The organism is Streptomyces palmae (assembly GCF_004684805.1).
In the GTDB taxonomy this organism is placed as follows: Bacteria; Actinomycetota; Actinomycetes; order Streptomycetales; family Streptomycetaceae; genus Streptomyces; species Streptomyces palmae.
This window is the reverse complement of the sequence record NZ_SRID01000006.1, coordinates 1-25,438: the sequence shown is the minus strand read 5'-3', so window position 1 is coordinate 25,438 and position 25,438 is coordinate 1. Positions and strand designations below refer to the sequence as shown.

Genomic DNA, 25,438 nt, shown 5'->3' with positions numbered 1-25,438 from the left:
GAAGGGAGGACGCCATGTGCCTGGCAGTACCGGGCAAGGTGGTGAGTACCGAGGAACGCGACGGTGCGCGCATGGCCCAGGTGGACTTCGGCGGGGTGCTGAAGACCGTGTGCCTGGACTATGTGCCCGAGGCCCGGGAGGGCGAGTACGTCATCGTGCACGTCGGCTTCGCCCTCCAGCGGCTGGACGAGGAGTCCGCCCGAGCCTCCTTGGACCTCTTCGCACGACTGGGGCTGATGGAGGAGGAGTTCGGCGACGCGTGGGAGCGGGCGGCCGAGGAGGCCGGTATGCCGCACCCCGACGGGGACACCGGGGACGCCACACAGGAGGTCGTGCGATGAAGTACATCCAGGAGTTCAACGACCCGGATCTGGCCCGCCGGCTGCTGGAGGACATCCATGCCACGGCGACCCGGCCCTGGGCGATGATGGAGGTCTGCGGCGGCCAGACCCACTCGATCATCCGCCACGGCATCGACCAGCTCCTGCCGGACACCGTGGAGTTGATCCACGGGCCCGGCTGCCCGGTGTGCGTCACCCCGCTGGAGGTGATCGACAAGGCCCTGGAGATCGCCTCCCGCCCCGGGGTCGTCTTCTGCTCCTTCGGCGACATGCTGCGGGTACCGGGCACCGACCGCGACCTGTTCCGGGTCCGCGGCGAGGGCGGGGACGTACGGGTGGTCTACTCCCCCCTCGACGCCCTGGACATCGCGCGGCGCAACCCCGACCGCCAGGTGGTGTTCTTCGGCATCGGCTTCGAGACCACCGCCCCGGCCAACGCGATGACCGTGCACCAGGCCCGGCGCCAGGGCCTGCGCAACTTCAGCCTGCTGGTGTCCCACGTACGGGTTCCTCCGGCCATCGAGGCCATCATGGACGCGCCCGAATGCCGGGTGCAGGCATTCCTGGCGGCCGGCCACGTGTGCAGCGTGATGGGCACCACCGAGTACCCCTCGCTGGCGGAGCGGTACCGGGTGCCCATCGTGGTGACCGGCTTCGAACCGCTGGACATCCTGGAGGGCGTACGCCGCGTGGTGCGGCAGCTGGAGCGCGGCGAGCACCGGGTGGAGAACGCCTATCCGCGGGCGGTCCGCGCCGAGGGCAACCCCGGGGCGCTGCGCATGATCGAGGAGGTCTTCGAGGTGAGCGACCGCGCCTGGCGCGGCATCGGCACCATCCCGCGCAGCGGCTGGCGACTCGCCGAGGCCTACCGGGACTTCGACGCGGAGTACCGCTTCGACGTGACCGGGGTGCGCACCCGCGAGTCGGCGCTCTGCCGCAGCGGCGAGGTGCTGCAGGGGCTGATCAAGCCGAACGAGTGCGAGGCCTTCGGCACCACCTGCACACCGCGCACACCGCTGGGCGCCACCATGGTCTCCTCCGAGGGTGCCTGCGCCGCCTACTACCTGTACCGCCGGCTGGCCGCGGCCCCCGCGCCCGCCGCACCCGAGGAGGCGAGCATCGTTGGCTGAGGCGACGGCACCGCTGGACCCGGCGGCATGGAGCTGCCCGGCCCCGCTGCGCGACCAGCAGGTGGTGGTGATGGGGCACGGCGGCGGCGGCACGCTCTCCGCCGAGCTGATGCGGGAGGTCTTCGCGCCCGCCTACGGCAACGCGGTACTGGCCGGGCTGGGCGACTCGGCCGCCCTGTCGCTGGGATCGGCGCGCCTGGCCTTCTCCACCGACTCCTATGTGGTGCGGCCGCTCTTCTTCCCTGGTGGCGGCATCGGCGACCTGGCGGTCAACGGCACCGTCAACGACCTGGCGATGAGCGGCGCCCGCCCCGCCCACCTGTCCTGCGCGTTCATCCTGGAGGAGGGCGTCCCGCTGGCCACGGTGCGGCGGGTGGCCCAGTCCATCGGCGCCGCCGCGGCCGCGGCGGGGGTCACCGTCGTCACCGGCGACACCAAGGTGGTGGAGGCCGGGCACGGCGACGGCGTCTACCTGAACACCTCGGGCATCGGGCTGATCCCCGAGGGCGTCGACATCCGCCCGCAGCGCGCCACGCCGGGCGACGTGGTCATCGTCAGCGGTCCGATCGGCATGCACGGCATCGCCATCATGAGCGTCCGCGACGGCCTGGAGTTCGGCTCCGAGGTGGTCAGCGACACCGCGCCGCTGGGCGGACTGGTCGAGGCCATGCTCGCGGTCACCGCGGACCTGCACGTCCTGCGCGATCCGACCCGCGGCGGCCTGGCCGCCTCCCTCAACGAGATCGCCACCGCCTCGGGCACCGGCGTCGCCCTGACGGACAGCGCCGTGCCCGTGCCCGAAGCCGTCGCCGCCGCCTGCGGATTCCTCGGGCTGGACCCGCTGTACGTCGCCAACGAGGGCCGCCTGGTGGCCTTCGTCCCCCGCGAGCACGCCGACGCGGTGCTGGAGGCGATGCGTGCCCACCCGCACGGCGCCCATGCCGCGGTGATCGGCGAATGCGTCGCCGACCACCCCGGGATGGTGGTGGCCCGCACCGGCCTCGGCGGCACCCGGGTGGTGGACCTCCCCCTGGGAGAGCAGCTCCCCCGCATCTGCTGACCGCTTCCCCCTCCGGGGGCGCGCCACACGGCCCCACCGCTCCCCGGGCCGCCGCGGCCCGCGCCTGGTCCGGACGGGGATCGGTGGAGGCGATCGCCGCCGCACCGTCCACCGCGGATCCGCTGAGCGGTTCGAGCCGCGGGGCGCGTCACCGGTCCCGTCCGGGGCCGCCCCCGCCGGGCAGCGGCTCACGTGGGGAGTTGCTGCAGGGTCCAGCCGTTGCCGTCCGGGTCGGTGAACGCCGCGTAGGAGACGGTCGGCTTGCCCGGCGCGCCCATGTCCACCACCTCGGCCACCTCGACTCCGCGCCCCACCAGCTCGGCCCGTGCGGCGTGGATGTCGTCGACGACCAGGTGCAGTCCCTGGACCGAGCCCGGAGGCGTGCCGACGAGGCCCACGCCGATGCTGATCGAACAGGCCGACCCCGGTGGCGTCAACTGGACGACGCGGAACTCCTCGCTCGGGCTGAAGTCGAGGTCGACCGTGAAGCCGAGCCGGTCGGCGTAGAAGGTTTTGGCGCGGTCGACATCGGTGACCGGGAGCGGGATCAGTTCGAGGCGGTAGTCCACAACGGCGCTTCCTTTCATGTGACGTGATGGCCAGTCTTCACCGTGGCGTCGAGTGGCGCAGGCGAAACCGACAGCCGAGAGGCGAACAGCCGCTCGAAGTACCGTGGAGTCGCGGCTCGGTCCCGGGAGGCGGCGGGTGGTCGGCGCGAGGCCGTGACTCACGGCATGCGGTCGACGCGGGGGCACGCCTCGGGGCAAGCGGTCGGCGCGGGGGCACGCCTCAGGGCAAGCGGTCGGCGCGGGGGCACGCCCCACGGCAGGCGGTCGACGCGGGGGCACGCCTCACGGCATGCGGTCCAAGGCGTCCGCCATTCCCCGGAGTTTCTCCGGGTTGCGCACGATGTAGACGCACTGGACCGCCCCGTCCGCGACATCGAGGCCGAAGGCCATCTCCGGCTTCCCGTCGAGCAGGACCAGCCCGCCGGGGCGGCCGTTGAGTTCGACGAGCCGGAGTTCGGCGCCGGGCAGGCGGCCGGCGGCCCCGGCCAGGAAGCGGCCGACGTGGTCGGCGGTCTCCAGGACGCGGACCGGAGCCTGGGCGCTGCCCCCGCCGTCGCCGACGAGCCGGACGTCGGGGGCGAGGAGGGCGAGCAGTCGGGCCAGGTCGCCGCCGGCGGCCGCCGCGATGAACCGGTCGGTGAGTTCCCGCTGCTGCACGGGGTCGACGGCATAGCGGGGCTTGCGTTCGGCGACATGCCGCCGGGCCCGCCCGGCCAGTTGCCGAACGGCGGCCTCGGTGCGGTCCAGGGCCGCGGCGATCTCGCCGTAGGGAAAGCCGAACGCCTCCCGGAGGACGAACACCGCGCGCTCCAGGGGCGACAGGGATTCCAGCACCACCAGGACGGCGAAGGAGACGGTGTCGGCGAGCACGGCGCGCTCGGCGGAGTCCGAGGCGGTGGAGTCGAAGTCGGTGATCAGTGGCTCGGGCAGCCAGGGGCCGACGTAGGACTCACGGTGCGTACGCGCCAGCCGCAGCCGGTCGATGGACAGCCGGGTGGTGATCCGCACCAGGAATCCGCGCGGGTCGCGGACGGTTTGGTGGTCGGCGGTGGACCAGCGCAGCCAGGTCTCCTGCACGATGTCCTCCGCGTCCGCCACGCCGCCCAGCATCCGGTAGGCCACGCCCATCAGGATCGGGCGGTGCTCCTGGAAGACGTCGGTCATGGTGTCGGCGGAGGTCACCGGGCCATCCCAGCGGATACCGCACGGGTTGTCCAGCCACGGCGGGACCCGCGGCCGCGCGGGCGGTACCGGGATCCGTCCGGAGGCATCCCCCTGTCAACGGCCTCGTGCGGCCACCGACCCTCCCGGATCGCGCCATCTCCCGTGAAAGGGTGCGAAGTTCGCCCGTCCGCGCCGCGAAGACCTTGTGCGCATGGCATGTCCCGGTCATGATGACGCCTACGGAGTCCATCTACTCGCATAGATCCCCTGCGAGACCCGGTTCCGGGTTCGTTCCGGCTCCACTCCCGTCCCACCCGGCACCACCCGGCACCACCCGTGCCGGCACGTCACCGACCACCCCCCATCCAGGAGGATCGATCCCCGTGAGACCTCGTCATACCCGGCGACGCGGCACCCTCACCGCCGCCGCGGCCACCCTGGTCGCCCTCTGCGCGGCCCAGACCCTGACCGCCGCCGCCTCGGCCACCGCGGCCCCGGCCTCCGAGCCGGCGGCCGTCCGCGCGGCCCACTCCCCCTCCGCCACCGCGGCCGCCGTCACCACCGCCCAGGACCAGGCGGCGCAGGCCATCGCGCGCTCGCTCGGCGACACGGCGTGGAGCACGCGTCTGCGAACGGCCGCCCTGAACTCCTCCGAGGTGTCCGTCACCGAACAGGCCGGCGGCTCGCTGAAGAGCCAACTCGCCGCTGCCGACCGTCAGATCGCCGAGGCCAAGGGCCTGAGCGAGAAGACCGGCCCGCTGCTGCGGCTGCGCCTCGGGGACCGCTCGATGCGCGCCTCGCTGTCATCCGGCACGGCCCCCTGGGTCGCCGCGGCCGTCTCGGACGACGACGCCACCACCGTCACCGCCTACGACAGCCAGGGCCGCGCCCACAGCCTGGACGCCGGCAAGGCGCCCACCCGGCCGGTGTACGTGGTCGACATCGACAGCTCCGAGGCGCTGGCCGCCGGCATGGACGTGCTGCGTGAGGAGCTGGTGAAGCAGGGCGTGCCGTCCGCGGCGCCCGAGGCGGTGAACACCTCGGCCACGCAGCAGGCGGCCGCCACCGCCGGCTTCTGGACCACGAAGATCACCGCGGTCGAGCTGTCCGACGACGAGGAGCCCTGGATCAAGGGCGACGCCGAGATCTACACCCTGGTCAGCGGCTTCGGCCAGGACGGCAAGGTCCGGGTCGACCCCGTGGACATGCCGTATCTCGACAAGGACGGCACGGTCTACCGGCCCAACCAGATCCTGGTCAACTGGTCGAACTACAAGTACAACCTGGCCGACGCCGTGATGATGGAGGAGGACGGCAGCACCAACTACCGCGACCTCGCCAAGGCGATCGCCGCGGCGCTGCTCACCATCACCGACCAGGGTGCCTACATCCCGCTGGTGAACGCGATCCTGGACGCCATGCCGGACGACTGGTGGACCGACGACCCGGACTACGTGGACTCCTGGTACACCCTGGCCCAGAGCAACAAGGGCACGTACCACGGCGCCCGGGGCAACGGGTGGATGACCGTCGAGCCCTACTTCGTACAGCAGCTCTGACGCACGAGGACTCATCGGGGCCTGCGGGAGGCGCGTTCCCGCCGGCCCTTCGGTAGGTGGAGTCAGCGGCGCCGGAAGCCGGCCGCGTACAAGCCCCCCACCCGTCCCGCCTCGCCTCGCGGATCGGGCAGGCTCGCGCCGCATGCCTCGCCGACGGCCACCCGGGCGACACGTGGCCGAAGCCGCCCGTCCGGCGATATCTCGCTCGCGGTGCCAAAGACCGCCTGGTCCATCCACCACCGCCCGCCTTCGCCGCGGTCCCGCTCCGCTGGTCGCGATGCCCACCCGGCCGTGCCTCAGCACCCGCTCGAAGGCATTCGGGGTGGTCCCTGCGGCGAGGGGTGCTGCTTCCCCGGGCCGTACCGTCCGTTGTTCACTGTCCGTTCGGGTGCGGGGCACCTGGCACCGATAGCAACAGACGGCACACAGGCAGCCGGCGGCAGGGCAGACCGCCGCCGGCCGAGCGAGGAGGTTCCAGATGGCGCGGGGTTTCGGGGACGGGGTCGGGCGGCGCACCGTACTGAGGGGTTCGGCGGTCGCCTCGGCGGCGCTGGCCCTGCCGACTGCGGCCGCCGCCGCGCCCGCGCAGGTGCGCTCCGGTCGGCCGAGCGCGCCCTGGGGCGTCCAGGTGGGTGATGTGACGGCCCACTCCGGCCTGGTGTGGGTACGCTCCGACCGGCCCGCCCTGATGACCGTGGAGACCTCGGCCACCGACGCGTTCCGCCGGGTACGGCGCTGGCGGGGCCCGCTGGTGGGCGCCGGCACCGACTTCACCGGCACCACCGCGCTGCACGGGCTGCCGCCGGGCACCGAGGTGCACTACCGGGTGCTGCTGGCCGACCCCGAGGACCCGCGGCGCGTCGGGGAGCCGGTCCAGGGCACCTTCCGTACCGCCCCGGCGCGCAGGCAGGGCGTACGCTTCCTGTGGTCCGGCGACCTGGCCGGGCAGGGCTGGGGCATCAACCCGGACCGCGGCGGCTACCGCATCTTCGAGGAGATGCGGAGGCTGGACCCCGACTTCTTCCTGTGCAGCGGTGACAACATCTACGCCGACAGCCCGATCGCGCCGACCGTCACCCTTCCGGACGGTTCCACCTGGCGAAACGTGACCACGCCCGAGAAGGCGAAGGTGGCCGAGACGCTGGAGGAGTTCCGGGGCAACTTCCGGTACAACCTGCTGGACCACAATCTGCGGGCCTTCAACGCCCAGCTGCCCACCATCACCCAGTGGGACGACCACGAGGTGCGCAACAACTGGTATCCCGGCCAGATACTGACCGACGCCCGCTACACCGAGAAGCGGGTGGACGTGCTAGCGGCCCGGGCTCAGCGGGCGTTCAGCGAGTACTTCCCGGTCTCCACGCTGCGTCCGGACGGCGACGGCCGGGTCTACCGGGTGGTGCGCTACGGGCCGCTGCTGGACGTGTTCGTCCTGGACATGCGCACCTACCGGAACGCCAACTCGCCCGGTCGGCAGCCCGACGACGCCCAGGGCATCCTGGGCGCCGAGCAACTGTCCTGGCTCAAGCGGGAGCTGTCCCGGTCCCGCGCGGTGTGGAAGGTGATCGCCTCGGACATGCCGCTGGGGCTGGTGGTCGCGGACGGGGCGACGAACTTCGAGGCGGTGGCGCAGGGCGATCCGGGCGCCCCGCTGGGCCGGGAGCTCCAGGTGGCCGAACTGCTGCGGCACATCAAGCACCAGCGGATCACCGGTACGGTCTGGCTGACCGCCGACGTCCACTACACCTCGGCCCAGCACTACGACCCGGCCCGGGCGGCGTTCACCGACTTCGCGCCGTTCTGGGAGTTCGTCTCCGGGCCGCTGAACGCCGGCGGCTACCCGGCGGCGGGACTGGACGGCACCTTCGGCCCCCAGCAGACCTTCGTCAAGGCGCCCACCCGGGCGAACACCCCGCCCACCGAGGGCGGCCAGTTCTACGGCGAAGTCGACATCGACGGCGACAGCGGCGAACTGACCGTCCGGCTGCGCGAGGAGGGCGGGGCGGTGCTCTACACCAAGGTGCTGCAGCCGGGCCTGGTCGGCCAGTAGGCGCCAAGCCGTGCCCGGGCGGTGGCCGGCTGCCGCCCCGCGGCACTACCGCTTGGACACGCTGCTGGGATGGTGGGCTCATGGAAACAGCAGGGACGACACCGGAACCGGACGGCCGCGCCTTTCTGAAAGAGGTGGCCTGCCGCTACCAGGCCGACGAGATCCAGCCGAAGGATCTGCCGATGATCGCCGCCGAGGCGCTCGCGGCCGGGCTGGACACCCCCACGCTGTGTGAACTCGCCGGCCGGCCGCACACCGCGGACACCCGCGAGATCCGCGAGGCGTTCGAGCAAGCACTGTCCGAGGCCGGGATCGAGCTGCCCGATCCGGGCCTTGCGCGGCGGCACGCTCTGCGCCGACTGGCGGAGAGACTCGTCGCGGGGGAAGTCGCTCCCGCGGGCCTGGCGTCGGACGTCTGGTGGGAGACCGAGGTCGAGACCGCGGAGGAGCGATCGTTCGTGTCGCTGATCCCGCAGTGCGTGTGCTGCCTCGAATACACGACGGGGCTTGACCAGCGGACATGGGCGGCCGAACTGCACAGGGCCGCGCTCGCCCTGACGGCGTCCCCACCGATCGGCCCTGGCTGCTGACCGGCAGGCGCGTCCTGGCCGAGGGTGCGGTCCCGGCCGCGGCCCGGCGTACGCGCAGGGTACGGGCCGGCCTGGGTCGCGACCGCGCGGTCGCGCTGGGCCCTGACCGGTTGGGGCGTCGACGCGTGCGCCGGGGAGACCGGACGGCGCCCCTCGGGGGCCGCTGTTACGCACCAGTCACAGAACGTTCGTGATCGCGCAACACCCTTCGGCGAGGGTGGATGCATGACGCACCGGAACCCCGCCGCCGACCCGCACCGCCGCCCCGGGCGGCACCACCTCCTGGAACCCGCCGCCGCCCGGTGCTCCGCGGTGGCGGGCGGCATGGGCACCGTGGGCCTGCCGGGGGGCGGTGGCGACACCGTGGACCTTCCGGGGGGCGGCGTGGTCACCGTGGGCCCGGCCGGTCTCGACGACCTCCCGGCCGCCCGGGCGATGCACGAGCGCTGCTCCACAGGCACTCTGGTCCAGCGCTACCACGGCCCGGTGGCGGACGTGGACCGGTATCTGAACCATCTGCTCAGCCCCCGGTTCGGCCGGACACTGGCCGCCCGCACGCCCTCCGGGCGCCTGGTGGCGCTGGGGCACCTGCTGTGGGACGGGGACGAGAGCGAGATCGCCCTGCTGGTGGAGGATGACTGGCAGCGCCGGGGCATCGGCTCCGAGCTGCTGCGCCGGCTGGTGGCGATGGCCGCCGAGGCGTCCTCCACCGGCGTGTACGTGGTGACCCGGTGGGCCGGCGCCGGGATGGTGGCGGCCATGCGGTCCCTGGAGCTGCCTCTGGACTACCAGATCGAGGAGGGCACGCTGGTGATCAGCGCCCGCCTCGCGCCGCCCCCGGCCCCCGCCACCCGGAATCCGCAGCCGGCCGGGTACCCGGTCACCGCCACCACGCGGCCGCCCCGGCGCGACCGCTGAACCGCGCCCGCGCCGGCCCGGTGGTGACGGGGCGGCACTCCAGGCATCAGGATGGGTCCATGTCCGATGTTCAGAACCCGTTGCCCCGCCAGGTCGCCGACGCCTACGTCGACGCCCTCGTCGCCCTCGACCCGATCACCGGCACCTATCTGGGAGTACCCGAAAGCGCCCGGCGGCTGCCCGACTACTCCCCCGCCGGCCAGGAGGAACGCGCCGAGCTCGCCCGTACCACCCTGGCCCGGCTCACCGAGGCCGAGGCCCGTCCCGGCGCGGACAGCGCGGCCGAGCGCCGCTGCGCGCGGCTGCTGCGGGAGCGGCTGACCGCCGAACTGGCGGTGGACGAGGCGCAGGAGCCGCTGCGCGCCATCGGCAACCTGCACTCGCCGCTGCACTCGGTGCGCGGCGTGTTCACCGTCACCCCGACCGGGACCGAGGAGGACTGGGCGGCCATCGCGGAGCGGCTGCGGGCCGTCCCCGCCTGCCTGGAGGGCTACCGGGCCTCCCTGGCCAAGGGCCTGGAGCTGAACCTGCCGGCCGGCCCGCGGCAGGTGGCCACCGTCGTCGGGCAGTTGGACGAGTGGATCGGCACGGACCGCAGCTGGTTCCAGGAGTTCGCGGCGGCCGGGCCGGTATCGCTGCGGGCCGAGTTGGACGCGGCGGCCCAGACGGCCACCGGGGCGTTCACCGAGCTGCGCGACTGGCTGCGCGAGGTGTACGCCCCCGGTGTCAAGGGCGCTCCCGAGGTGGTGGGCCGCGAGCGCTACGCCCTCTGGTCGCGCTACTGGAACGGCGCCGACCTCGACCTGGACGAGGCGTACGCCTACGGCTGGTCCGAGTACCACCGGCTGCTCGCCGACATGCGCGCCGAGGCGGAGAAGATCCTCCCCGGCGCCACCCCCTGGGAGGCGTTGGCGCACCTGGACACCCATGGCGAGGCGGTCGAGGGGGTGGAGGAGACCCGGCAGTGGCTGCAGCGGCTGATGGACCAGGCGATCGAGCAGTTGGACGGCACCCACTTCGACCTGGCCGAGCGGGTCAAGCGGGTGGAGTCGATGATCGCCCCGGCGGGCAGTGCGGCGGCGCCGTACTACACCCAGCCCTCGGAGGACTTCTCCCGGCCCGGCCGCACCTGGCTGCCCACCATGGGCGAGACCCGGTTCGCGGTCTACGACCTGGTGTCCACCTGGTACCACGAGGGTGTGCCCGGCCACCATCTGCAGCTGGCGCAGTGGACCCATGTCGCCGACCAGCTCTCCCGCTACCAGGCCACCGTCGGCTGCGTCAGCGCCAACGCGGAGGGTTGGGCGCTGTACGCGGAGCGGCTGATGGACGAGCTGGGCTACCTGACCAACGCGGAGCGGCGGCTGGGCTACCTGGACGCGCAGATGATGCGTGCGGTGCGGGTGATCGTGGACATCGGCATGCACCTGGAGCTGGAGATCCCGGCGGACTCCTCCTTCCATCCCGGTGAGCGCTGGACGCCCGAGCTGGCCCAGGAGTTCTTCGGCCGGCACAGCGGGCGGCCGGCGGACTTCGTGGAGAGCGAGCTGGTGCGCTACCTGGGCCTGCCGGGCCAGGCCATCGGCTACAAGCTGGGCGAACGTGCCTGGCTGGCCGGCCGGGAGGCGGCACGCCAGCGGCACGGTGCCGCCTTCGACCTGAAGCAGTGGCACATGGCGGCCCTCTCCCAGGGCTCGTTGGGCCTGGACGACCTGGTCGAGGAGCTGTCGGCACTCTGAGCCGGCCCGGAGTCGGATCCGGACGGCGAACCGGATCCGACTCCCCCGCTACCGTCCCCCCTGTCTCCGCATAGGGCCTCCGGCCTTCGGGCCCGGCATGACTTCCCGGCGGAACAACGCGGTCCACAGGAACGTCACGCCGAACAGGGCTGACTCGGGCGGCTCCTCCCGCATGCGGCGCAGTTCGACCTCTACCAGGTCAGAGAAGATCCAGCGCAGCGATTCGGGTGTGTAGGCGAGGCCACCTTGCATCTCGCGCTCACGGTAGAGGTCAGCGTCCGCGCGCTCCGACCCCATTCCCGCCTCACCGGCGGCGAAGCTGGTCAGTGCGAGGTGGCCGCCAGGTGCGAGAACACGGTCGAGGAGGGCCAGATAGCTGACGCGGCGGTGCGGCGGCAGGTGGTGGAAGCACCCCGAGTCGACGACCAGGTCGTAGGGTCCGCTCAACTCCTCGGCGGGGAGAGCGAAAGCGTCACCGCACAGGAAGCGGACGTCGACGCCGGCCTCGTGAGCCCGGCCCTCGCCCCAGGCGACGGCCACCGGGGAGAGGTCGACGGCGTCCACCTCGAAGCCGCGCGATGCGAGGTACACAGCATTGCGACCCGGCCCGCACCCCAGATCCAGGGCCCGTCCGGGAGCGATCAAGCCCTGGTCGAGGTAGGCGGCCAGGTTCTCGTCCGGCTTCGCCGCGAAGAACGGGACCGGCCTTGACCGGTCGGCATAGAAGCGGTCCCAGAAGCCCTTGCCATCGCCCGTCGCCAGACGGCCGGCCTCGGATTCAGATGCGAAGAGCCCGTCCAAGAGCGCGAAAACGTCCTCGACGGTGCGTACGGTCCGGTCCATCCGGCCCCCCTTTCGACCGACACCGATCATAGGAGCGAGGGCAATGAAAGCCCAGGTCAGACGGCACTTTGCCATAGCCGGAATGGGCTGCTGCCGGCCCCGGAGAAGACCGGTGGGCAAACCCGCTCCGGACCCTGACCCCGCGTCCGCCCAGCCACCCGTCAAGGGCCGGAAGGGGCCGTCCTCGGCCGCGGCGGGGAGACTATTTCGACGAGTTTCCCAGCGGTGCCACAGGGCGACGTTGTCTGATGCGGCACGGGAAGAGGCCGGGCGTACATGTACGGGAACACGGCGCCCGGGGCGAGCCACACCGCCTGCCAGAGCGAGCGGTCGTCGATCCGGCTCGCCACGGGCAGGCCGCACCCCTCGCAGGCCAGGTTGGGGCCGTCTGCCCCGTCGAGGCCGCAACAGGCGCCGCCGCCTTTCTCCGGGAACAGCAGGGTGCCGCGGACGTCACCCGGCGCGGTCACGACCGCGCCGGGCGCGCCGAAGGACAGGGCGTGGACCGGCGCGTAGACACCGCGGGCGGCTGCCTCCTCCGGATGGATCTCCTCCTTTCCGGAATGGCGTGGGGGACCGTTGCCATCACTCAGCGATGACCTCGCGGAGGTACCGCACGGCGAGTTCTTCGGCGCGGTGGTGGCGTCGGAGAGCCACTTCGGACTCGCCGAGCCATCGCCGGTAGAGCTCGACGCCGGCGAGGAGCGCCTGACCGGCCTCGCGCCGGTCGTGACCGCACAGGGTGGCCCGCAGCTCGCGTGCCTCGTCGGGTGCGAGGGACTCGAGGTGGCGTACGCCTCGGGGGGCCGCCCCCACTCGACGTGCGGCCAGCGGGCCCAGTACGACCTCGCGCAGGTAGTTGAGGAAGCCGATGACCTCGAACAGCTCACCGCGGCCGAGTTTGGTCGCCCCGTAGTGCACCCAGATCCAGAACCGGTCCTCGATCCACTGGAGGTCGAGCGGGGAGTTTGCCGGCGGGTGCTCGGTGAGCATGCGGGCCAGCCGGCCGTCCCGGTCCCACAGGACGTGCGGGTCCTCGGCACGCTCGGCGAAGTCGGAGGTTCGCACGAACTTGAAGTCGACGTGCAGGAGTGGCGGCCCGACGAGCGTGATGATCAGGCGTGGCTCGCCGACGTGCTCCCCGGTGAATCCGGCCACCAGCTCGGTCCACGAACCGATCAGACCGAGCCGTTCCCGCATGACCGCGTCGAACGCCTCGTCGTCGACGGCCACGATCAGGTCCACGTCGGAGTAGGCGTCAGGGTGGCCGCCCGCGAGCGAGCCCGCGACGGCCACACCGGTCACCCGTCCGTCCTGCCGGATCCGGGGGAGCACGTCGTCAAGGAATCGGCGGTGCGGAGAGGGGGCGTCCATGGCGTTCCTTTCCGGTGGGAGCAAAGTCGTGCAATCTAACACGCGACCCGCACCGAACCCTCATGGGTTTTCAGGTGTGGTGAGGCGGTGCCACGAGGTGCTGCCGCCGTGGCCGCGCGGCGTCAGCCGGGCCCGGGCCGTACCGCGGTGCCGGGGGTCGAGGACCTTCGGGTCGCAAGGGCGACGGGCCTGTTGTCAGGCGTTCAGGGTCGCTCCAGGGCCCCGGTGGCGCTCGTCCGGTGTCAGCCCGTCCGTCAGATCCGCCAGTCGCGGATCCGGTCGGCGCACTCGTAGACCTCCACCCGGTACTCCTTGATGTCGCGGGCCAGGTCGACGATGGCGCCGTAGGGCGGGTCGATCCCCTCGCCGGCCGCCGCCATGTAGGCGACCACCACCATGCAGGCGTACAGGGTGCTGCGCGCGGGCAGCGGCTGGAGCCGCACCAGGGAGTGCATCAGCGCCGCGGCCCGCCAGGCGGCGTCGGGTCGGTGGTCGAACCTGGCGACCGCGAAGGAGTGCCGGGAGACAGCGGCGGCCAGGGCCGTGTAGTCGTGCACGGCGGGTTCGTCGTAGAGCTTCTGCTCTTGGACCCCCAGCAGCCAGGGCAGGTCGATCCGAAGGTCCATCAGGCCGCCGCGCCCCGGCCGGTGCTCGGGGGCACTTCCTCCGGAAAGGCGGCGTCGAACTCCTCGATGTGCTCGTTCCAGAACTCCGCCGCCCGCTGCACGAAGATCCGGCGCTGCTGCTCGCGGACGGAGAGGTCGTGGACGTACGCCTTGACGCTCTTGCCGTCGGCCGCCGCGGCCTCACGGATCGCCGCGAGCTCCTCTTCGGTGAACTCGATGTTCAGTGCGGGCATATGCGTCACGGTACCGCAGCGGTACCGCGCCGGGAACGCGCGCGGACCCGGCAATCGGTCGCCCGTCGTGCGCCGGGAGCCGCCCCCCGTCCCGCGGGTCAGGCCAGGGCCAGCGAGACGTCGATATTGCCGCGGGTGGCGTTGGAGTACGGGCAGATCCGGTGCGCCCGCTGGACGATCTCGGCGGCCAGTTCCTGGTCCAGCAGCGGGATCGAGATGCTCAGGGCGACGGCCAGACCGTAGCCGTCCGTCTCGTTGGGGCCGATGCCGACTCGGGCGCGGACGGTGGACCCGGTGAGGTCATAGCCCATCCGACGGCCGACGATGATCAGCGCGGTGTGGAAGCAGGCGCTGTAGCCTGCCGCGAAGAGCTGTTCGGGGGTGGTGCCCTCACCACTGCCGCCGAGCGCTCGGGGCGGGGTCAGCATCAGGTCGATGCGATGGTCGTCACTGGTCACCCAGCCGTTGCGGCCACCGTGCGCGGTCGCCTCGGCGGCGTAGGTGATTCTCGTCGGCTTGGTGGATTCCCCGGCCACGTGCGGTGCGCCCTCCTCGAGTGCGGGGCGTCGCGGCGGGCGGGCGCCGGGTTGGGCGGCACGACGCACCGGACGCATCGCTTCCTTTTATATCGCGCACAATGCTTCTCTGTGACGCGGACCTGCCCGACCGTGACCGTGTGCGGCGCGGAAGTCTCAGCGCCGGGAGGCCGCCGCCTCGGTCAACCGGTCGGCCAGCTCCAGCAGTTCACGCCGCAGCCGTTCCGCCGCCTCCCGCGGCATACCGCTCGCCTCCTGCAGCGCGTCCGGCACCCGCCGCGCCCGCTCCCGCAGTTCGCCGCCCCGCCCGGTCAGCGAGACCAGCACCGAGCGCTCGTCCTCCGGGCGCCGCTCACGCCGCAGCAGTCCGAGCCCCTCCAGGCGCTTGAGCAGCGGCGACAGGGTGCCGTAGTCCAGTCGGAGGGCGGCGGCGAGCTCCTTGACCGGTACCGCGCCCCGCTCCCAGAGCACCAGCATCACCAGGTACTGCGGGTAGGTGACGCCCAGTTCGTCAAGGTGCGGGCGGTACGCGGCGGTGGCCGCCCGGGACGCCGCGTACAGGGCGAAGCACACCTGGTCGTCCAGCCGCGGCCCGATGGGTGCCCGCTCGTCGGCCGGCTGCCCGGGCCGGGGCCGCTCACCCGAACCGGTGGGTTTGTCAGTCACCGCCCTATTGTGCCCAACACCTGGCCGGTGCGCCGCCGAACCAGCCGGTCCCCGACCGCCGGCGGCCATCGATCCAGGGCGGGCGGACGCCACGGGGTCACGGCAGGAGCCGCCAGGACCGGCCATGGCAACGGGGCATGCGTCGGCCGGACTTCCGCCCCCGGCGCGTTACGGCTGACGGGCAGTCAACCAGCGGGCTCCCCGGCCGGACGCGGGTGTGCTTGCCGACGGCAGGCGCCGATGCCAGGCAGGGTCGGGCCGCGCGCATCGGCGCCAGACGGGGGCCGGCGCGCGCGGGTGGTGCCTACGAGGTCGGGGTCCGGTGGTGTACCACCGAGCCCTCCCGGCGCTTGACGACCTCCAGCTGGGTCGGGATCCGCTGCCGCAGGTCCGCCACATGGCTGACGATGCCCACCGTACGGTCCCGTTCGCGCAGGGCGTCCAGGACGTCCAGCACCTCGTCCAGGGTCTGCTCGTCCAGGGTGCCGAAGCCCTCGTCGATGAAGAGGGTGTCCAAGCGGGTGCCGCCCGCCTCGTCGGTGACCACATCGGCCAGTCCCAGGGCCAGGGCCAGCGAGGCGAAGAATGTCTCACCGCCGGAGAGGGTGGCGGTGTCCCGGGCACGGCCGGTCCAGGAGTCGACGACATGCAGGCCGAGCCCCGAGCGGCGGCCTCCGGCGCGCTCGTCGGAGTGCACCAGGGTGTAGCGCCCGGCGGACATCCGCTGCAGCCTGGCGCCGGCGGCGGCGGCCACCTGCTCCAGCCGGGCCGCCAGCACATAGGACTCCAGCCGCATCCGGCGTTCGTTGTCCGCCGAGGTGCCGGCGGCGAGCGAGGCCAGCCGGGCCACCCGCTCGTACGCCTCGCGCAGCGGGGCGAGTCGACGGGCGTCGGCCACCGCCTGTGCGGAGAGCCGGTCCAGCGCCGCGCAGCGCTCGACCGCGGCGGCGTCCCGGGCGGAGGCCTCGCGCAGTGCCGCGGTCGCGGCCTCGAAGGCGCGCAGGGCGGCGGCCGGATCGGCGGGCGGCAAAGCGCCCGCGGCCCGCACCGCCGGATCGGCCGACTCGGCGCGTACCGCGGCGGATTCGGTGCGCCACCGGTCCAGGCGACTCTCCAACTCCCGCTGCCGAAACGGCGGAAGCACCGCGTCCGCGGCCTCCCGCGGGGTGGCGAAGCCCGCGCCGAAGGCGGCGTCGGCGAGCCGCGCGTCGGCCTCCTTCAACCGGGCCGCGGTGGTCTGGGCGGTGCCCGCCGCCGCCGCGGCCTCGGCCACCAGGTGGATGCGCCGCTCCAGCAGCGCGGCCCGCTCGGCCACACTGGCGGCGCCCTCCCGGGCCTGATCCAGTTGCCCGGTCAGTCCCTCGCACTCCTTGGCCAGGGCTTCCCGGTGGGAGGTGCGGGCCGCGGCGCGGCGCTCGGCCTCCTGGCGCTGGCGGGTGCGCCGCTGCTGCTCGCTCTCGCCGTGCGCCAGGTCCTCGCGTGCGTAGTGCCCGTCGGCGGCGGACTCCCGGGCGCTCTCGAAGGCCCCCCGCAGCTCGGCCAGTTCGGCGGCGACCGCCTCGGCGGTGGCACCGCCGGCCGCCGCCTCGGCCGCGGCCAGCGCGGTACGCACGGTGTGCAGTTCCTCCTCGGCCGCGGCGCGGGCGGCGTCGGCCCGTTCGCTGCGGGCCCGTGCCGCCTCCTCTGCGGCCCGGTCCACCTGGTCCGCGGCGGCCTCCGCCGGCCGGGGGTGCGCCGTGGAGCCGCACACCGCGCACGCCTGGCCCGGCCGCAGTCCGGCGGCGAGTTCGGCGGCGATGCCGTGCAGCCGGCGCTCCTTGACGTCCAGCCAGGTCTCCCGGGCGGCGGTGGCCTGTTCCCGGGCGGCCAGCGCCCGCTCGCCGGCGGCGCGCTCCTGCTCGGCGAGCGCCTGGTGCTCGCGGGCGGCGGTGAGTCGGGCGGTGAGCGGTTCCAGCCGGGCACCCAGCTGCTCGGCCCGGCGGGCGGCGGTCTCCGCCTCCTCGATCCGCCGCAGATACGACTGCCGGGCGGGTTCCCAGCCGGCGAGCCAGTCGGCGGCCTCCTCCACCGCCTCCTGATCGGCCCTGGCCTCGCGCTCCAGGGCGGCGATCTCGGTGCGGATCTCGGCGGCGCGGGCCTCGGCGTGGCGGGCCGCGGCGAGCCGGCCGAGGTCCTCGCGCAGCTGTCGCTCCTGGGCGGCCAGCAGCTCGCCGGGGGCGTCCGCGAGGCGGGTCGGCAGCTGTGCCCGGGCGCGCCGTTCGGCCTCGGCGGCGTCCTGGTGCTCCCGCTCGGCCGCCTGCCGCATCTCCAGGGCGGGGGCCACCTCCTGGGCGGCCCGGGCCCGCTCCAGGCGCTCCTGGATCTCCTGGTGCTCGGTGTGCTGGGCGTCGAGCTCGGCGGACCTGCGGCGGGCGGCGGCGTGCCGCTGCTGGAGCCGGGCGAGTTCCCGGACCGCCTCCAACTCCTCGCCGGCGGCCCGGTGGGCGGCCTCCGCGGCGCCCACCGCCTGGGCGGCGAGGTCCCGGCGCTCCCGGGCGCAGGTACGGGCCACCGCGGCCCGGGCCAGTACGGCGTCGGCCAGACCGGGGTCGCCCGGGGCCAGCGCGGGCCGGTCGGTGCGGGACGTACGGGCGGCACGGCCCCGGGCGGTGGTGCGCTGCTCCGGGACGGTGGCCGCGGGCGGGTCGAGGGCCGGCAGCTCGGCCAGGTCCGGGATGTCCCCGGCGGCCTGGGTCATCCGGTGGGCGAGCCCGAGCAGCCGTTCGTCGCCGGCGATCACCTGGCGTTCCGCGGCCCGGCGCTGCTCTGCCAGGCGCTCTTCGACGGCGGCGAACCGGCCGGTGTCGAAGAGCCGGCCCAGCAGCTTTCCGCGGGCCTCGGCGTCGGCCCGCAGGAAGCGGGCGAAGTCGCCCTGCGGCAGCAGCACCACCTGGCAGAACTGCTCCCGGTTCATGCCGAGCAGCTGGCCGATCTCCTCGCCGATCTCCTGGTGGGAGCGGCTCAGCCCCTGCCACCGGCCGTCCGGGGACTGCTCGCGCAGCTCGCTGTGGGCCCGCTCGGTGGTGAGCCCCTTGCCGTTCTTCTTGGGGCGCTGCTGCTGGGGGCGGCGGGTGATCTCCAGACGCCGGCCACCGACGGTGAACTCCAGCAGGACCTCGGTGCGGGTACCGGGGTCGGCGTGGTCGCTGCGCACGGTCAGCCCGGTGGCCTGGCGGGCGCCGGGCACCTGCCCGTAGAGCGCGTAGCAGACCGCGTCCAGTACGGAGGTCTTGCCGGCGCCGGTGGCCCCGTGCAGCAGGAAGAGCCCGGCCGCGGCGAGCGCGTCGAAGTCGACCTCCTGGGTGGAGCCGAACGGGCCGAAGGCGGTGAGGGAGAGCCGGTGCAGTCTCATCGGGACACCTCGTCCAGCGCCTCGGCGGTGCGGACCGCGTCCAGTGCCTCGGTCAGCACCCGGCGCTCGGCCTCGTCCGGGCCCTGGCCGCCGCGTACATGGGCGACGAAGTCCATGGCGATCTGCCGGTCGTCGCGGTCGCGCAGCCGCTGGGCGTACGAGCCGCCGGGGTCCTCGGGCGCCCGCTCGGGCGCGAAGGCGATGCTGACCACGTGCGGGAAGCGGGCGGCGAGCCGGGCCATCGGGTCCGCGGGCCGCGCCGGGTCGGTGAGGGTGGCCTCCACCCAGGAGTCGCGGTGGGCCTCGTGCGCGGGGTCGGCGAGCAGGTCCTCCAGTCGGCCGTGCAGCCGGGCCAGCGGCCTGGGCACCGGGCAGTCGATCCGCTCGGCGGCCAGTTCCCCGCCCGGGCCCAGGTCGATCAGCCACATGGACTTGCGGTGCCGGGCCTCGGAGAAGGAGTAGGCGAGCGGCGAGCCCGAGTAGCGCACCCGCTCGGAGAGGGTCTGGCAGCCGTGCAGATGGCCCAGTGCCACGTAGTCCACGCCGGCGAAGACCTCGGCCGGCACCGAGGCGACCCCGCCCACGGTGATGTCCCGCTCGCTGTCGCTGGGCGCGCCCCCGGTGACGAAGGCGTGGGCCAGGACCACCGAGCGGGTGCCGGCGGGGCGCTCGGCCAGGTCGGCGCGCACCCGGTCCATGGCCGCGGTCAGCACCGCCTGGTGGCTGCCGGTGTCGGTCGTGAACTCCCTGCGGACCAGGGCCGGCTCCAGGTAGGGCAGCCCGTAGCAGGCCACCTCGCCGTGTTCGTCGGCGAGGAGTACGGGGGTGCCGCAGCCGGACGGGGCGGTACGCAGGTGGATCCCGGCCCGCTCCATCAGGCCGGAGCCCACTCCCAGCCGGCGGGCCGAGTCGTGGTTGCCGGAGATCAGCACGGTGGGCACGCCGAGGTGGGCGAGCCGGTGCAGGGCGTCGTCGAAGAGTTCCACGGCGGCCAGCGGCGGCACCGCGCGGTCGTAGACGTCGCCGGCGATCAGTACCGCGTCCACCTGCCGCTGCCGGACGGTCCGCACCAGGTGGTCGATGAAGTCCCGCTGGGCCTGGAGCAGGCTGATCCGGTGGAAGGACCGCCCCAGGTGCCAGTCCGAGGTGTGCAGAATCCTCACAGCAGCGCTCCGACCCGCATGTTTACCGCTCCTCCGCCTCCGCGACCGGCGCGGAGCCGGCGTGGGCGCCGCGGTCGGCTCCGACCACGTTAGCGTCGCTGGGCGCGGGGTCCGTCACCGACCTCGGTCGGCCGCCCGCCGCGGGCGTGCCCGGTCACTGCGGAGAGTGGCCGCAGGTCCACGGACCGCAGTTCACCCCGTTCGGCGGTTGCCACACCTTCGCCGGGATGCAGTCGGTCCCCGGCGTGCATGGAATGGATGCTGTGGTACAAGCGGGCCGCGGCCTCGAAGACGCCGAGGGCACGTGGCCGGTTCAGGGCGACGGGGAGACGCTCATCGGGGCGATGACGTGCCGGAACCGAGATGTCCGGCCAGTGGCCTCGTCGCCGAGCCGACCGGGGATCCCGGTCGGGCGGACTCCTCGGCTCTCATGCCGACGAGAACCGACCTGGAACCCGCGCCGAGGGTGACCGGCCCTGGTGATCGGCCCGCGTTGTCGTTCGTCCTGCGGACGGCCGATGGAGTCATGGAGGTGTACGCCGCCGGAGTCGAGGACACGCTCGCGTCCTTGTCGGGCCGCCGCATGCGTTTCCGTGGGAAGACCGTCGATGCGGGACTCCCTGGCAGGGGGCCTGAGCTGTGGGTCGGGTCGGTGTTCGCGATCGACGAGTAGGACGACCCGGGCTCCATCTGCCCGCGCTCCGGCCGGCAGCCGTGCGGATCACCGAACGCCCCGGTCACGGCCGCCGCGCGGACCCGCGCGGGAGGATCTCCAGGACGGCCATCATGCCCCGGTCCTCGTGCTGGAGGATGTGGCAGTGCAGCACGGTCCTGCCGGTGAACTTCCGGAAGTGGACGCGGATGACGACGGAGCCGCGCCGGGGCACGTGCACCGTGTCGTACACGCTGTGGGAGGGGTCCTCGGCCCTGCCGTTGGTGCGCATCAGCTGGAAGTGGTCGGTGTGCAGGTGGAAGCTGTGGTCCTCGTCCGTGTCGTTGCGGATGGTCCACTCCTCGACGGTGCCGAGGGTGGCGGTGAGGTCGGTCCGCCTCGGATCGAAGGTCCGGCCGTTGATGAAGAAGACCGTGCCCGCCGCGTTCTCCGTGTAGACCAGGGTCTTGCGGGCCGCGATCCGCGCGTGGCTCAGGTCCTCGGCCGGGGCGAAGTCGCGCGGGATCGCCTCCCGGGGCACGGGCGTGCCGCCGGTGACCACCGTCGCGAGGTCGGCCCGCGGGAACCGGTCCCCGGCCGGGCCCGTGTCGTACGGCAGCGTCTCCAGCCGGGTGGTGCCGGGCTCCCCCGCCTGGACCAGGACGTCGAAGCGCGCGCCGGCGGGGACGAGCAGCGTGTCCTCGGTGCGGACCCGGCGCACCGGGACGCCGTCCTGGGCGATCACGTGGAAGCGGCTGCCCGGCAGGTGGAGCCGGTAGTAGATGTTCGCGCCGATGTTGGCCAGCCGCCACAGCTGGGTCTCCCCCGGCCGCATGGGGATCACGGGCTGGTGCTGACCGTTGACCGTGCGGTGGGTGGGCGCGCTGATGTTGAGGTCGCGGGTCTTGATCGCGTCGCCCTCCACCTGGAAGTCCTTGAGCGCGATGGTGTGCTCGGTGATGCCGCGCAGGGCGGGCGGCAGGTGGCGCCGCAGGCCCGCGACGACGATGACGCCGGACTCGCCTCCGGCGACCTGGGGTTCGGCGAGCATCTCGGCGTGCGAGTGGTACCAGTAGGTGCCGGCGGGGTGGTCGCGCGGCAGCCGGTACGCGTAGTGGTACGACTGCCCGTACCTGATCGAGACGAAGATGTCGTCGGAGGGGGCGCGCGGCGAGACGAAGAGTCCGTGGGTGTGCAGGTTGGTGTGCGGGTCGGCCTTGTTGGTCAGGGTCAGGTCGATGCGGTCGCCCGGTCGCACCCGCAGGGTGGGCGGCATGTAGGAGCCGTTGTAGGTCGTCGCGTACAGCCGGCGGTCGCCGACCCGGACCTTGCGCCGCTCCACCACGATGGTCGCCCTGAGCACGCCGTGGCGGCTGACCAGCTCCGGCGGGTCCCGGAGCAGCGGGCCGGCGCTCCGCGCCGCAGGGTGCACGTCCGCGGCCGCGGGGCGGTACGCGGTGTGCGTGAGCCGCGGCGGCTCGGGCCGCGCCCCCTCGGCGAGTCCGGCCGCGCCGAGGGCCAGGAGCAGGGCCGCCAGGGCCGGCGCGACGCGTGGTGTGGGCCGGGTCATGTCTCTCCCCAGGAAGCCGGCCGGGGTGGCGCCCGGCCGGGAACGGGTGTCCGAAACAGGGACGGTTCGCGATCCGGATCGTAAGGCCGGGGAAGACGCCGGCGCGCTCGGCCGCGCCCGGGCGGTGCCGCCGTTCACCCTGATGCCGGGCGGCCGGCCTGGTCGGGGGTTTCTCCGGCCGTGTGCCGGGCGTGCGGGGCGAGGACCGGGCGAGTGGCGCTCGCGCCTTGCGCGCGTATCTTCGAAGGAGGTGACAGGACCGGTCGACACGGCGGTGAGACGGGGCGGGGCCGCCAGGAGGTTGCCATGGCCGAGACCCCGCATGCGGTCAGCGATGTGATGACCCGGACCGTGGTCGCGGTGGGGCGGGAGGCGACGTTCAAGGAGATCGTCGAGACCATGGACCGCTGGAAGGTCAGCGCGCTGCCGGTGCTGGAGGGCGAGGGCCGGGTCATCGGGGTCGTCTCGGAGGCGGATCTGCTCCCCAAGGAGGAGTTCCGCGGCCAGGTCCCCCGCCTCGACGAGGCCCGGCGGCTGTCGCAGTGGGCGAAGGCCGGCGCGGTGACCGCCGACCAGCTGATGACCAGTCCCGCGGTGACCGTGCACGAGGACGCGACGCTGCCGCAGGCCGCCAGGGCCATGGCGGTACGGGCCGTCAAGCGCCTTCCGGTCGTCGACGACGAGGCCAAACTGGTGGGCATCGTCAGCCGGGCCGACCTGCTGAAGGTCTTCCTGCGCTCCGACGCGGACATCGAACAGGAGGTGGGCCGCCTCCTCGCCGCCCAGCCCCCGCTGCTGCTCGAGAACGCCGCGGCGAGTGTGGCGGAGGGGGTGGTCACCCTCACCGGGGACGTTCGGGATCCCTCGTTGATCCCGGTCGTCGTGCGTCTGGCGCGTTCGGTCGAGGGGGTCGTGGACGTCGAGTCCCGGCTGGGCAGCCCGCCCCCGGATCCGCCAGGCGAGCGGACCTGACCAGGGAAGGGGACGAAGATGCATCACCGCACCGTCGGCGAGCTCATGACCAGGGCGGTCGTCAGGGCACGGCCCCAGATGTCCTTCAAGGAGGTCGCCACACTGCTCGCCGACAACGACGTCACCGCGGTGCCCGTGGTGGACGAGCTGGACCGCCCGATGGGCGTGGTCTCCGAGGCGGACCTGCTGAAGAAGGCCGCCGACCGCCCCGAACCGGCCGGACGGACGGCCCTGCGCCACCTGGAGGCCTGGGAGCAGGCGCAGGCCGAGGGCGCCCGCGCCGAGGAGATCATGTCCGCCCCGGCCGTGTGCGCCCGCCCCGAGTGGACCGTGGTCGAGGCGGCCCGGCTGATGGCAGTGCACGGCGTCAAACGGCTGCCCGTGGTGGACGAGGCCGACCGGCTGCAGGGCATCGTCAGCCGCGGCGACCTGCTGCGGGTCTTCCTCCGCCCGGATGACGCCATCCGCGAGGAGATCGACGTCGACCTGCTGCAACGCACCCTCGGGCTCGCTCCCTCCGAGGTGATCGCCGACGTCAGGGACGGCCAGGTGGTCCTCACCGGCTCGGTCGAGGCCAGGACCCTGATCCCGGTCATCGTGCAGCTGTGCCGCGGCGTCGACGGCGTGGTCTCGGTCCGCGAGCACCTCACCTTCGCGGCGGACGACGTCTGATGCCACGGCCGCCGCCGGCGGGCGGCGATCCGGGAAGGATGTGATGACGGTGTCCGACGGGACGGAGGAGTCGGCGGCGCACCCGGGCGAGGTCGGCCGGCGGGCGGCGGCCCGTCGCCGGCGGCTCGGGCTCACCCAGGAGGAGACGGCCCGGCGCGCGGGCATGGCCGTGGACTATCTGCGCTACCTGGAGGAGCGGCCGGCCGCCCCCAGCCGCGCCACCCTGGCGCGGCTGGCCGGCGCGCTGGAGACCTCGGCCGCGGCCCTGCTCGGCGCGGAGGCGGACGCGGAGCGCCCGCCCGGCCGGGCCCAGGCACTGCTCCACCCGGCGCTGCGGGAGATGGACCAGGAGGAGTGCCGTGCCCGCCTGTCCTCGCACGGCGTGGGGAGGGTGGCCGTCATGGTCGCCGGACGGCCGGAGATCTTCCCGGTGAACTACGAGGTGGCCTACGACGGGATCTGCTTCCGCACCACGCCCGGGGCGGCGCCCGCGGCGGCGGCCGGAACGGACACCACCTTCGAGGTCGACCAGGTGGACGACGCCCTGAGCACGGGCTGGAGTGTGCTCGTCAGCGGCCCGGCGGAGTGGGTCACCGACCCCGGCATGGCGCGCGACCTGAGCGAACGGGCGCACAGCGGGCCCTGGGCCGGTGGCCGGCGGGAGCAGTGGATCCGGATCGTCCCGGAGCGGGTGACCGGGCGCCGGATCGTCCCCGCCGGCTGATCGCCCGCGGCCCTCCCCCAGCCGCGGCTCACCCCGGCCGGGCCGTTCGTCACGGGCCGCCGAAAGCCGGGGAGCTGCCTCACGGGCGGCCGTGCGGTCGGCGAAGACGGGGGGCTGCCGCGAGGTCGGCGAGGTCGGCCTCGCGGCCGGCGAGGGCGGGGGGCTGCCGCACGACCAGCCGGGCTGCCGCACGGTCGACGAAGGCGGAGGTCTGCCCCACGGGGCTGCCGCACAGCCGCCGAGGGAATGCCGCGCCGTCGGCGAAGGCAGGGGCTGCCGTGCGGTCGGCGGGGTTCCGCGGCACCCACCGGTCGCGGCAGCGGGTCGGCCACCTCGCCCAAACGCCCCGCGTGCCGCACCGGCCCCTTGGCCGGCCCCGCGCGACACGGCTCCGGTCGGGAGGCAGACTGGACCGGGCCGGGGGCTGATCGTAGGGAGACGTTCGCTTGGCGAGGTTCCGGGAGCTTCTGCTGCGGTTCCGCCCGGTGCGACCGCCAGGGCCGGCCGCGCCGGGCGGGGTGCCCGCGGACCGTTCCGCCGAGCTGACGGCCGAGTTGGCGGTACCGCTGTCGCTGCTGGAGCAAGCCGAGACCGAGGCCGCGGAGATCCGCGAGCGAGCGGCCGGGGAGGCGGCACGGCGCAGGACCGCGGCCGAGCACCGGGCGGCCGAGATCCTCGCGTCCGCCGAGGCCGCAGCAGTCGCCGTGCGTGCCGAGAGCGCCGCGCGGGTCCACCGAACGGCCCAGGCCCGGGCCGCGGAGGTGCGCGCGGCCGGCGAGCGGGCGGCCACGGAGGTCCGGCAGCGGGCGCGGGGGCGGATCGCCGCGCTGGCCGATCGCGTCGCGGCCAACGTGGCCCGAGACGCGGGGTGGGGGCCGGTGGGCGCGGAGGACGGG

Annotated in this window: 22 protein-coding genes and 2 pseudogenes; 12 read left to right on the top strand and 12 right to left on the bottom strand. The window is 73.8% G+C overall.

Translation table 11 applies throughout. The features are described from left to right. Window positions 1-14: 14 nt before the first annotated feature. From E4099_RS01655 to hypE, 3 genes are all read left to right on the top strand, one after another. The gene (locus E4099_RS01655) at window positions 15-341 is read left to right on the top strand and encodes a HypC/HybG/HupF family hydrogenase formation chaperone (protein ID WP_135337072.1); all 327 of its coding nucleotides are present in this window, start codon (window positions 15-17) and stop codon (window positions 339-341) included. Further along, the gene (hypD, locus tag E4099_RS01650) at window positions 338-1,471 is read left to right on the top strand and encodes a hydrogenase formation protein HypD (protein WP_135337071.1); all 1,134 of its coding nucleotides are present in this window, start codon (window positions 338-340) and stop codon (window positions 1,469-1,471) included. Before E4099_RS01655 ends, hypD begins: the two co-directional genes overlap by 4 nt. Before the next feature lie 70 nt (window positions 1,472-1,541). After that, window positions 1,542-2,531: a hydrogenase expression/formation protein HypE gene (gene hypE, locus E4099_RS01645; protein WP_135337086.1), complete on the top strand. Its 990-nt coding sequence runs from the start codon at window positions 1,542-1,544 to the stop codon at window positions 2,529-2,531. Window positions 2,532-2,719: 188 nt separating this feature from the next. On the opposite strand, the gene E4099_RS01640 is transcribed toward hypE, so the two are convergent. Both E4099_RS01640 and E4099_RS01635 read right to left on the bottom strand, forming a co-directional pair. After that, window positions 2,720-3,100, bottom strand: coding sequence for a VOC family protein (locus tag E4099_RS01640; RefSeq protein WP_135337070.1), 381 nt, complete (start codon window positions 3,098-3,100; stop codon window positions 2,720-2,722). Between the two features lie 282 nt (window positions 3,101-3,382). Beyond that, a complete protein-coding gene (locus E4099_RS01635; protein WP_135337085.1) occupies window positions 3,383-4,264 on the bottom strand; it encodes an RNA polymerase sigma-70 factor in 882 nt (293 codons plus the stop codon). A gap of 383 nt (window positions 4,265-4,647) precedes the next feature. Here E4099_RS01635 and E4099_RS01630 point away from each other — a divergent pair, with 383 nt between their 5' ends. From E4099_RS01630 to E4099_RS01610, 5 genes and pseudogenes are all read left to right on the top strand, one after another. Next, complete coding sequence (locus tag E4099_RS01630; RefSeq protein ID WP_135337069.1) at window positions 4,648-5,823, top strand: DUF3103 family protein; 1,176 nt, start codon at window positions 4,648-4,650, stop codon at window positions 5,821-5,823. Window positions 5,824-6,301: 478 nt separating this feature from the next. Next, window positions 6,302-7,873, top strand: a complete 1,572-nt coding sequence (locus tag E4099_RS01625) for an alkaline phosphatase D family protein (protein WP_135337068.1) — start codon at window positions 6,302-6,304, stop codon at window positions 7,871-7,873. Window positions 7,874-7,953: 80 nt separating this feature from the next. Then, entirely contained in the window at window positions 7,954-8,463 is a 510-nt protein-coding gene (locus E4099_RS01620) for a hypothetical protein (RefSeq protein ID WP_135337067.1), read from the top strand. A gap of 351 nt (window positions 8,464-8,814) precedes the next feature. After that, window positions 8,815-9,381: pseudogene (locus tag E4099_RS01615) on the top strand (N-acetyltransferase family protein); the annotation flags it as partial. A 59-nt stretch (window positions 9,382-9,440) separates the two neighbouring features. Beyond that, a complete protein-coding gene (locus E4099_RS01610; RefSeq protein WP_135337066.1) occupies window positions 9,441-11,120 on the top strand; it encodes a DUF885 domain-containing protein in 1,680 nt (559 codons plus the stop codon). Between the two features lie 48 nt (window positions 11,121-11,168). On the opposite strand, the gene E4099_RS01605 is transcribed toward E4099_RS01610, so the two are convergent. The 10 genes and pseudogenes from E4099_RS01605 to E4099_RS01560 form a co-directional block, all read right to left on the bottom strand. After that, the gene (locus tag E4099_RS01605) at window positions 11,169-11,963 is read right to left on the bottom strand and encodes a class I SAM-dependent methyltransferase (RefSeq protein ID WP_135337065.1); all 795 of its coding nucleotides are present in this window, start codon (window positions 11,961-11,963) and stop codon (window positions 11,169-11,171) included. Window positions 11,964-12,250: 287 nt separating this feature from the next. After that, window positions 12,251-12,556: pseudogene (locus tag E4099_RS33895) on the bottom strand (hypothetical protein); the annotation flags it as partial. Continuing rightward, a complete protein-coding gene (locus E4099_RS01595; protein ID WP_135337064.1) occupies window positions 12,549-13,337 on the bottom strand; it encodes a nucleotidyltransferase domain-containing protein in 789 nt (262 codons plus the stop codon). The gene E4099_RS01595 and the pseudogene E4099_RS33895, both read right to left, overlap by 8 nt. Before the next feature lie 254 nt (window positions 13,338-13,591). Then, window positions 13,592-13,963: a toxin Doc gene (locus E4099_RS01590; protein WP_135337063.1), complete on the bottom strand. Its 372-nt coding sequence runs from the start codon at window positions 13,961-13,963 to the stop codon at window positions 13,592-13,594. Beyond that, window positions 13,963-14,196, bottom strand: a complete 234-nt coding sequence (locus E4099_RS01585) for a hypothetical protein (protein WP_135337062.1) — start codon at window positions 14,194-14,196, stop codon at window positions 13,963-13,965. The genes E4099_RS01590 and E4099_RS01585 overlap by 1 nt, the downstream gene beginning before the upstream one ends. Window positions 14,197-14,294: 98 nt before the next feature. Next, the gene (locus tag E4099_RS01580; RefSeq protein ID WP_135337061.1) at window positions 14,295-14,810 is read right to left on the bottom strand and encodes an organic hydroperoxide resistance protein; all 516 of its coding nucleotides are present in this window, start codon (window positions 14,808-14,810) and stop codon (window positions 14,295-14,297) included. 78 nt (window positions 14,811-14,888) lie between these two features. Further along, entirely contained in the window at window positions 14,889-15,398 is a 510-nt protein-coding gene (locus E4099_RS01575) for a MarR family winged helix-turn-helix transcriptional regulator (RefSeq protein WP_386388963.1), read from the bottom strand. Between the two features lie 304 nt (window positions 15,399-15,702). Continuing rightward, window positions 15,703-18,789 (bottom strand): AAA family ATPase, encoded by a 3,087-nt coding sequence (locus tag E4099_RS01570; RefSeq protein WP_135337059.1) that lies wholly within the window; start codon window positions 18,787-18,789, stop codon window positions 15,703-15,705. Continuing rightward, window positions 18,786-19,952: an exonuclease SbcCD subunit D gene (locus E4099_RS01565; protein ID WP_135337058.1), complete on the bottom strand. Its 1,167-nt coding sequence runs from the start codon at window positions 19,950-19,952 to the stop codon at window positions 18,786-18,788. The genes E4099_RS01570 and E4099_RS01565 overlap by 4 nt, the downstream gene beginning before the upstream one ends. Before the next feature lie 737 nt (window positions 19,953-20,689). Next, window positions 20,690-22,174: a multicopper oxidase family protein gene (locus E4099_RS01560; RefSeq protein ID WP_135337057.1), complete on the bottom strand. Its 1,485-nt coding sequence runs from the start codon at window positions 22,172-22,174 to the stop codon at window positions 20,690-20,692. Between the two features lie 306 nt (window positions 22,175-22,480). Between E4099_RS01560 and E4099_RS01555 the strand changes: the two genes are divergently transcribed. The 4 genes from E4099_RS01555 to E4099_RS01540 form a co-directional block, all read left to right on the top strand. After that, a complete protein-coding gene (locus tag E4099_RS01555; RefSeq protein ID WP_135337056.1) occupies window positions 22,481-23,146 on the top strand; it encodes a CBS domain-containing protein in 666 nt (221 codons plus the stop codon). An 18-nt stretch (window positions 23,147-23,164) separates the two neighbouring features. Continuing rightward, window positions 23,165-23,818, top strand: coding sequence for a CBS domain-containing protein (locus E4099_RS01550; RefSeq protein WP_135337055.1), 654 nt, complete (start codon window positions 23,165-23,167; stop codon window positions 23,816-23,818). Window positions 23,819-23,867: 49 nt separating this feature from the next. Then, window positions 23,868-24,542, top strand: a complete 675-nt coding sequence (locus tag E4099_RS01545) for a helix-turn-helix domain-containing protein (protein WP_245244486.1) — start codon at window positions 23,868-23,870, stop codon at window positions 24,540-24,542. Window positions 24,543-24,988: 446 nt separating this feature from the next. Beyond that, the coding region (locus E4099_RS01540; protein ID WP_135337053.1) for a hypothetical protein at window positions 24,989-25,438 on the top strand (450 nt) is incomplete at its 3' end.

What these genes read in the sequence shown, in the direction of transcription:
- E4099_RS01655 (WP_135337072.1), top strand. Translation starts at nt 15, where the DNA reads ATGTGCCTGGCAGTACCGGGCAAGGTGGTGAGTACCGAGGAACGCGAC.
- hypD (WP_135337071.1), top strand. Translation starts at nt 338, where the DNA reads ATGAAGTACATCCAGGAGTTCAACGACCCGGATCTGGCCCGCCGGCTG.
- hypE (WP_135337086.1), top strand. Translation starts at nt 1,542, where the DNA reads ATGGGGCACGGCGGCGGCGGCACGCTCTCCGCCGAGCTGATGCGGGAG.
- E4099_RS01635 (WP_135337085.1), bottom strand. Translation starts at nt 4,264, where the DNA reads ATGACCGACGTCTTCCAGGAGCACCGCCCGATCCTGATGGGCGTGGCC.
- E4099_RS01625 (WP_135337068.1), top strand. Translation starts at nt 6,302, where the DNA reads ATGGCGCGGGGTTTCGGGGACGGGGTCGGGCGGCGCACCGTACTGAGG.
- E4099_RS01620 (WP_135337067.1), top strand. Translation starts at nt 7,954, where the DNA reads ATGGAAACAGCAGGGACGACACCGGAACCGGACGGCCGCGCCTTTCTG.
- E4099_RS01610 (WP_135337066.1), top strand. Translation starts at nt 9,441, where the DNA reads ATGTCCGATGTTCAGAACCCGTTGCCCCGCCAGGTCGCCGACGCCTAC.
- E4099_RS01605 (WP_135337065.1), bottom strand. Translation starts at nt 11,963, where the DNA reads ATGGACCGGACCGTACGCACCGTCGAGGACGTTTTCGCGCTCTTGGAC.
- E4099_RS01595 (WP_135337064.1), bottom strand. Translation starts at nt 13,337, where the DNA reads ATGGACGCCCCCTCTCCGCACCGCCGATTCCTTGACGACGTGCTCCCC.
- E4099_RS01590 (WP_135337063.1), bottom strand. Translation starts at nt 13,963, where the DNA reads ATGGACCTTCGGATCGACCTGCCCTGGCTGCTGGGGGTCCAAGAGCAG.
- E4099_RS01585 (WP_135337062.1), bottom strand. Translation starts at nt 14,196, where the DNA reads ATGCCCGCACTGAACATCGAGTTCACCGAAGAGGAGCTCGCGGCGATC.
- E4099_RS01580 (WP_135337061.1), bottom strand. Translation starts at nt 14,810, where the DNA reads ATGCGTCCGGTGCGTCGTGCCGCCCAACCCGGCGCCCGCCCGCCGCGA.
- E4099_RS01570 (WP_135337059.1), bottom strand. Translation starts at nt 18,789, where the DNA reads ATGAGACTGCACCGGCTCTCCCTCACCGCCTTCGGCCCGTTCGGCTCC.
- E4099_RS01560 (WP_135337057.1), bottom strand. Translation starts at nt 22,174, where the DNA reads ATGACCCGGCCCACACCACGCGTCGCGCCGGCCCTGGCGGCCCTGCTC.
- E4099_RS01555 (WP_135337056.1), top strand. Translation starts at nt 22,481, where the DNA reads ATGGCCGAGACCCCGCATGCGGTCAGCGATGTGATGACCCGGACCGTG.
- E4099_RS01550 (WP_135337055.1), top strand. Translation starts at nt 23,165, where the DNA reads ATGCATCACCGCACCGTCGGCGAGCTCATGACCAGGGCGGTCGTCAGG.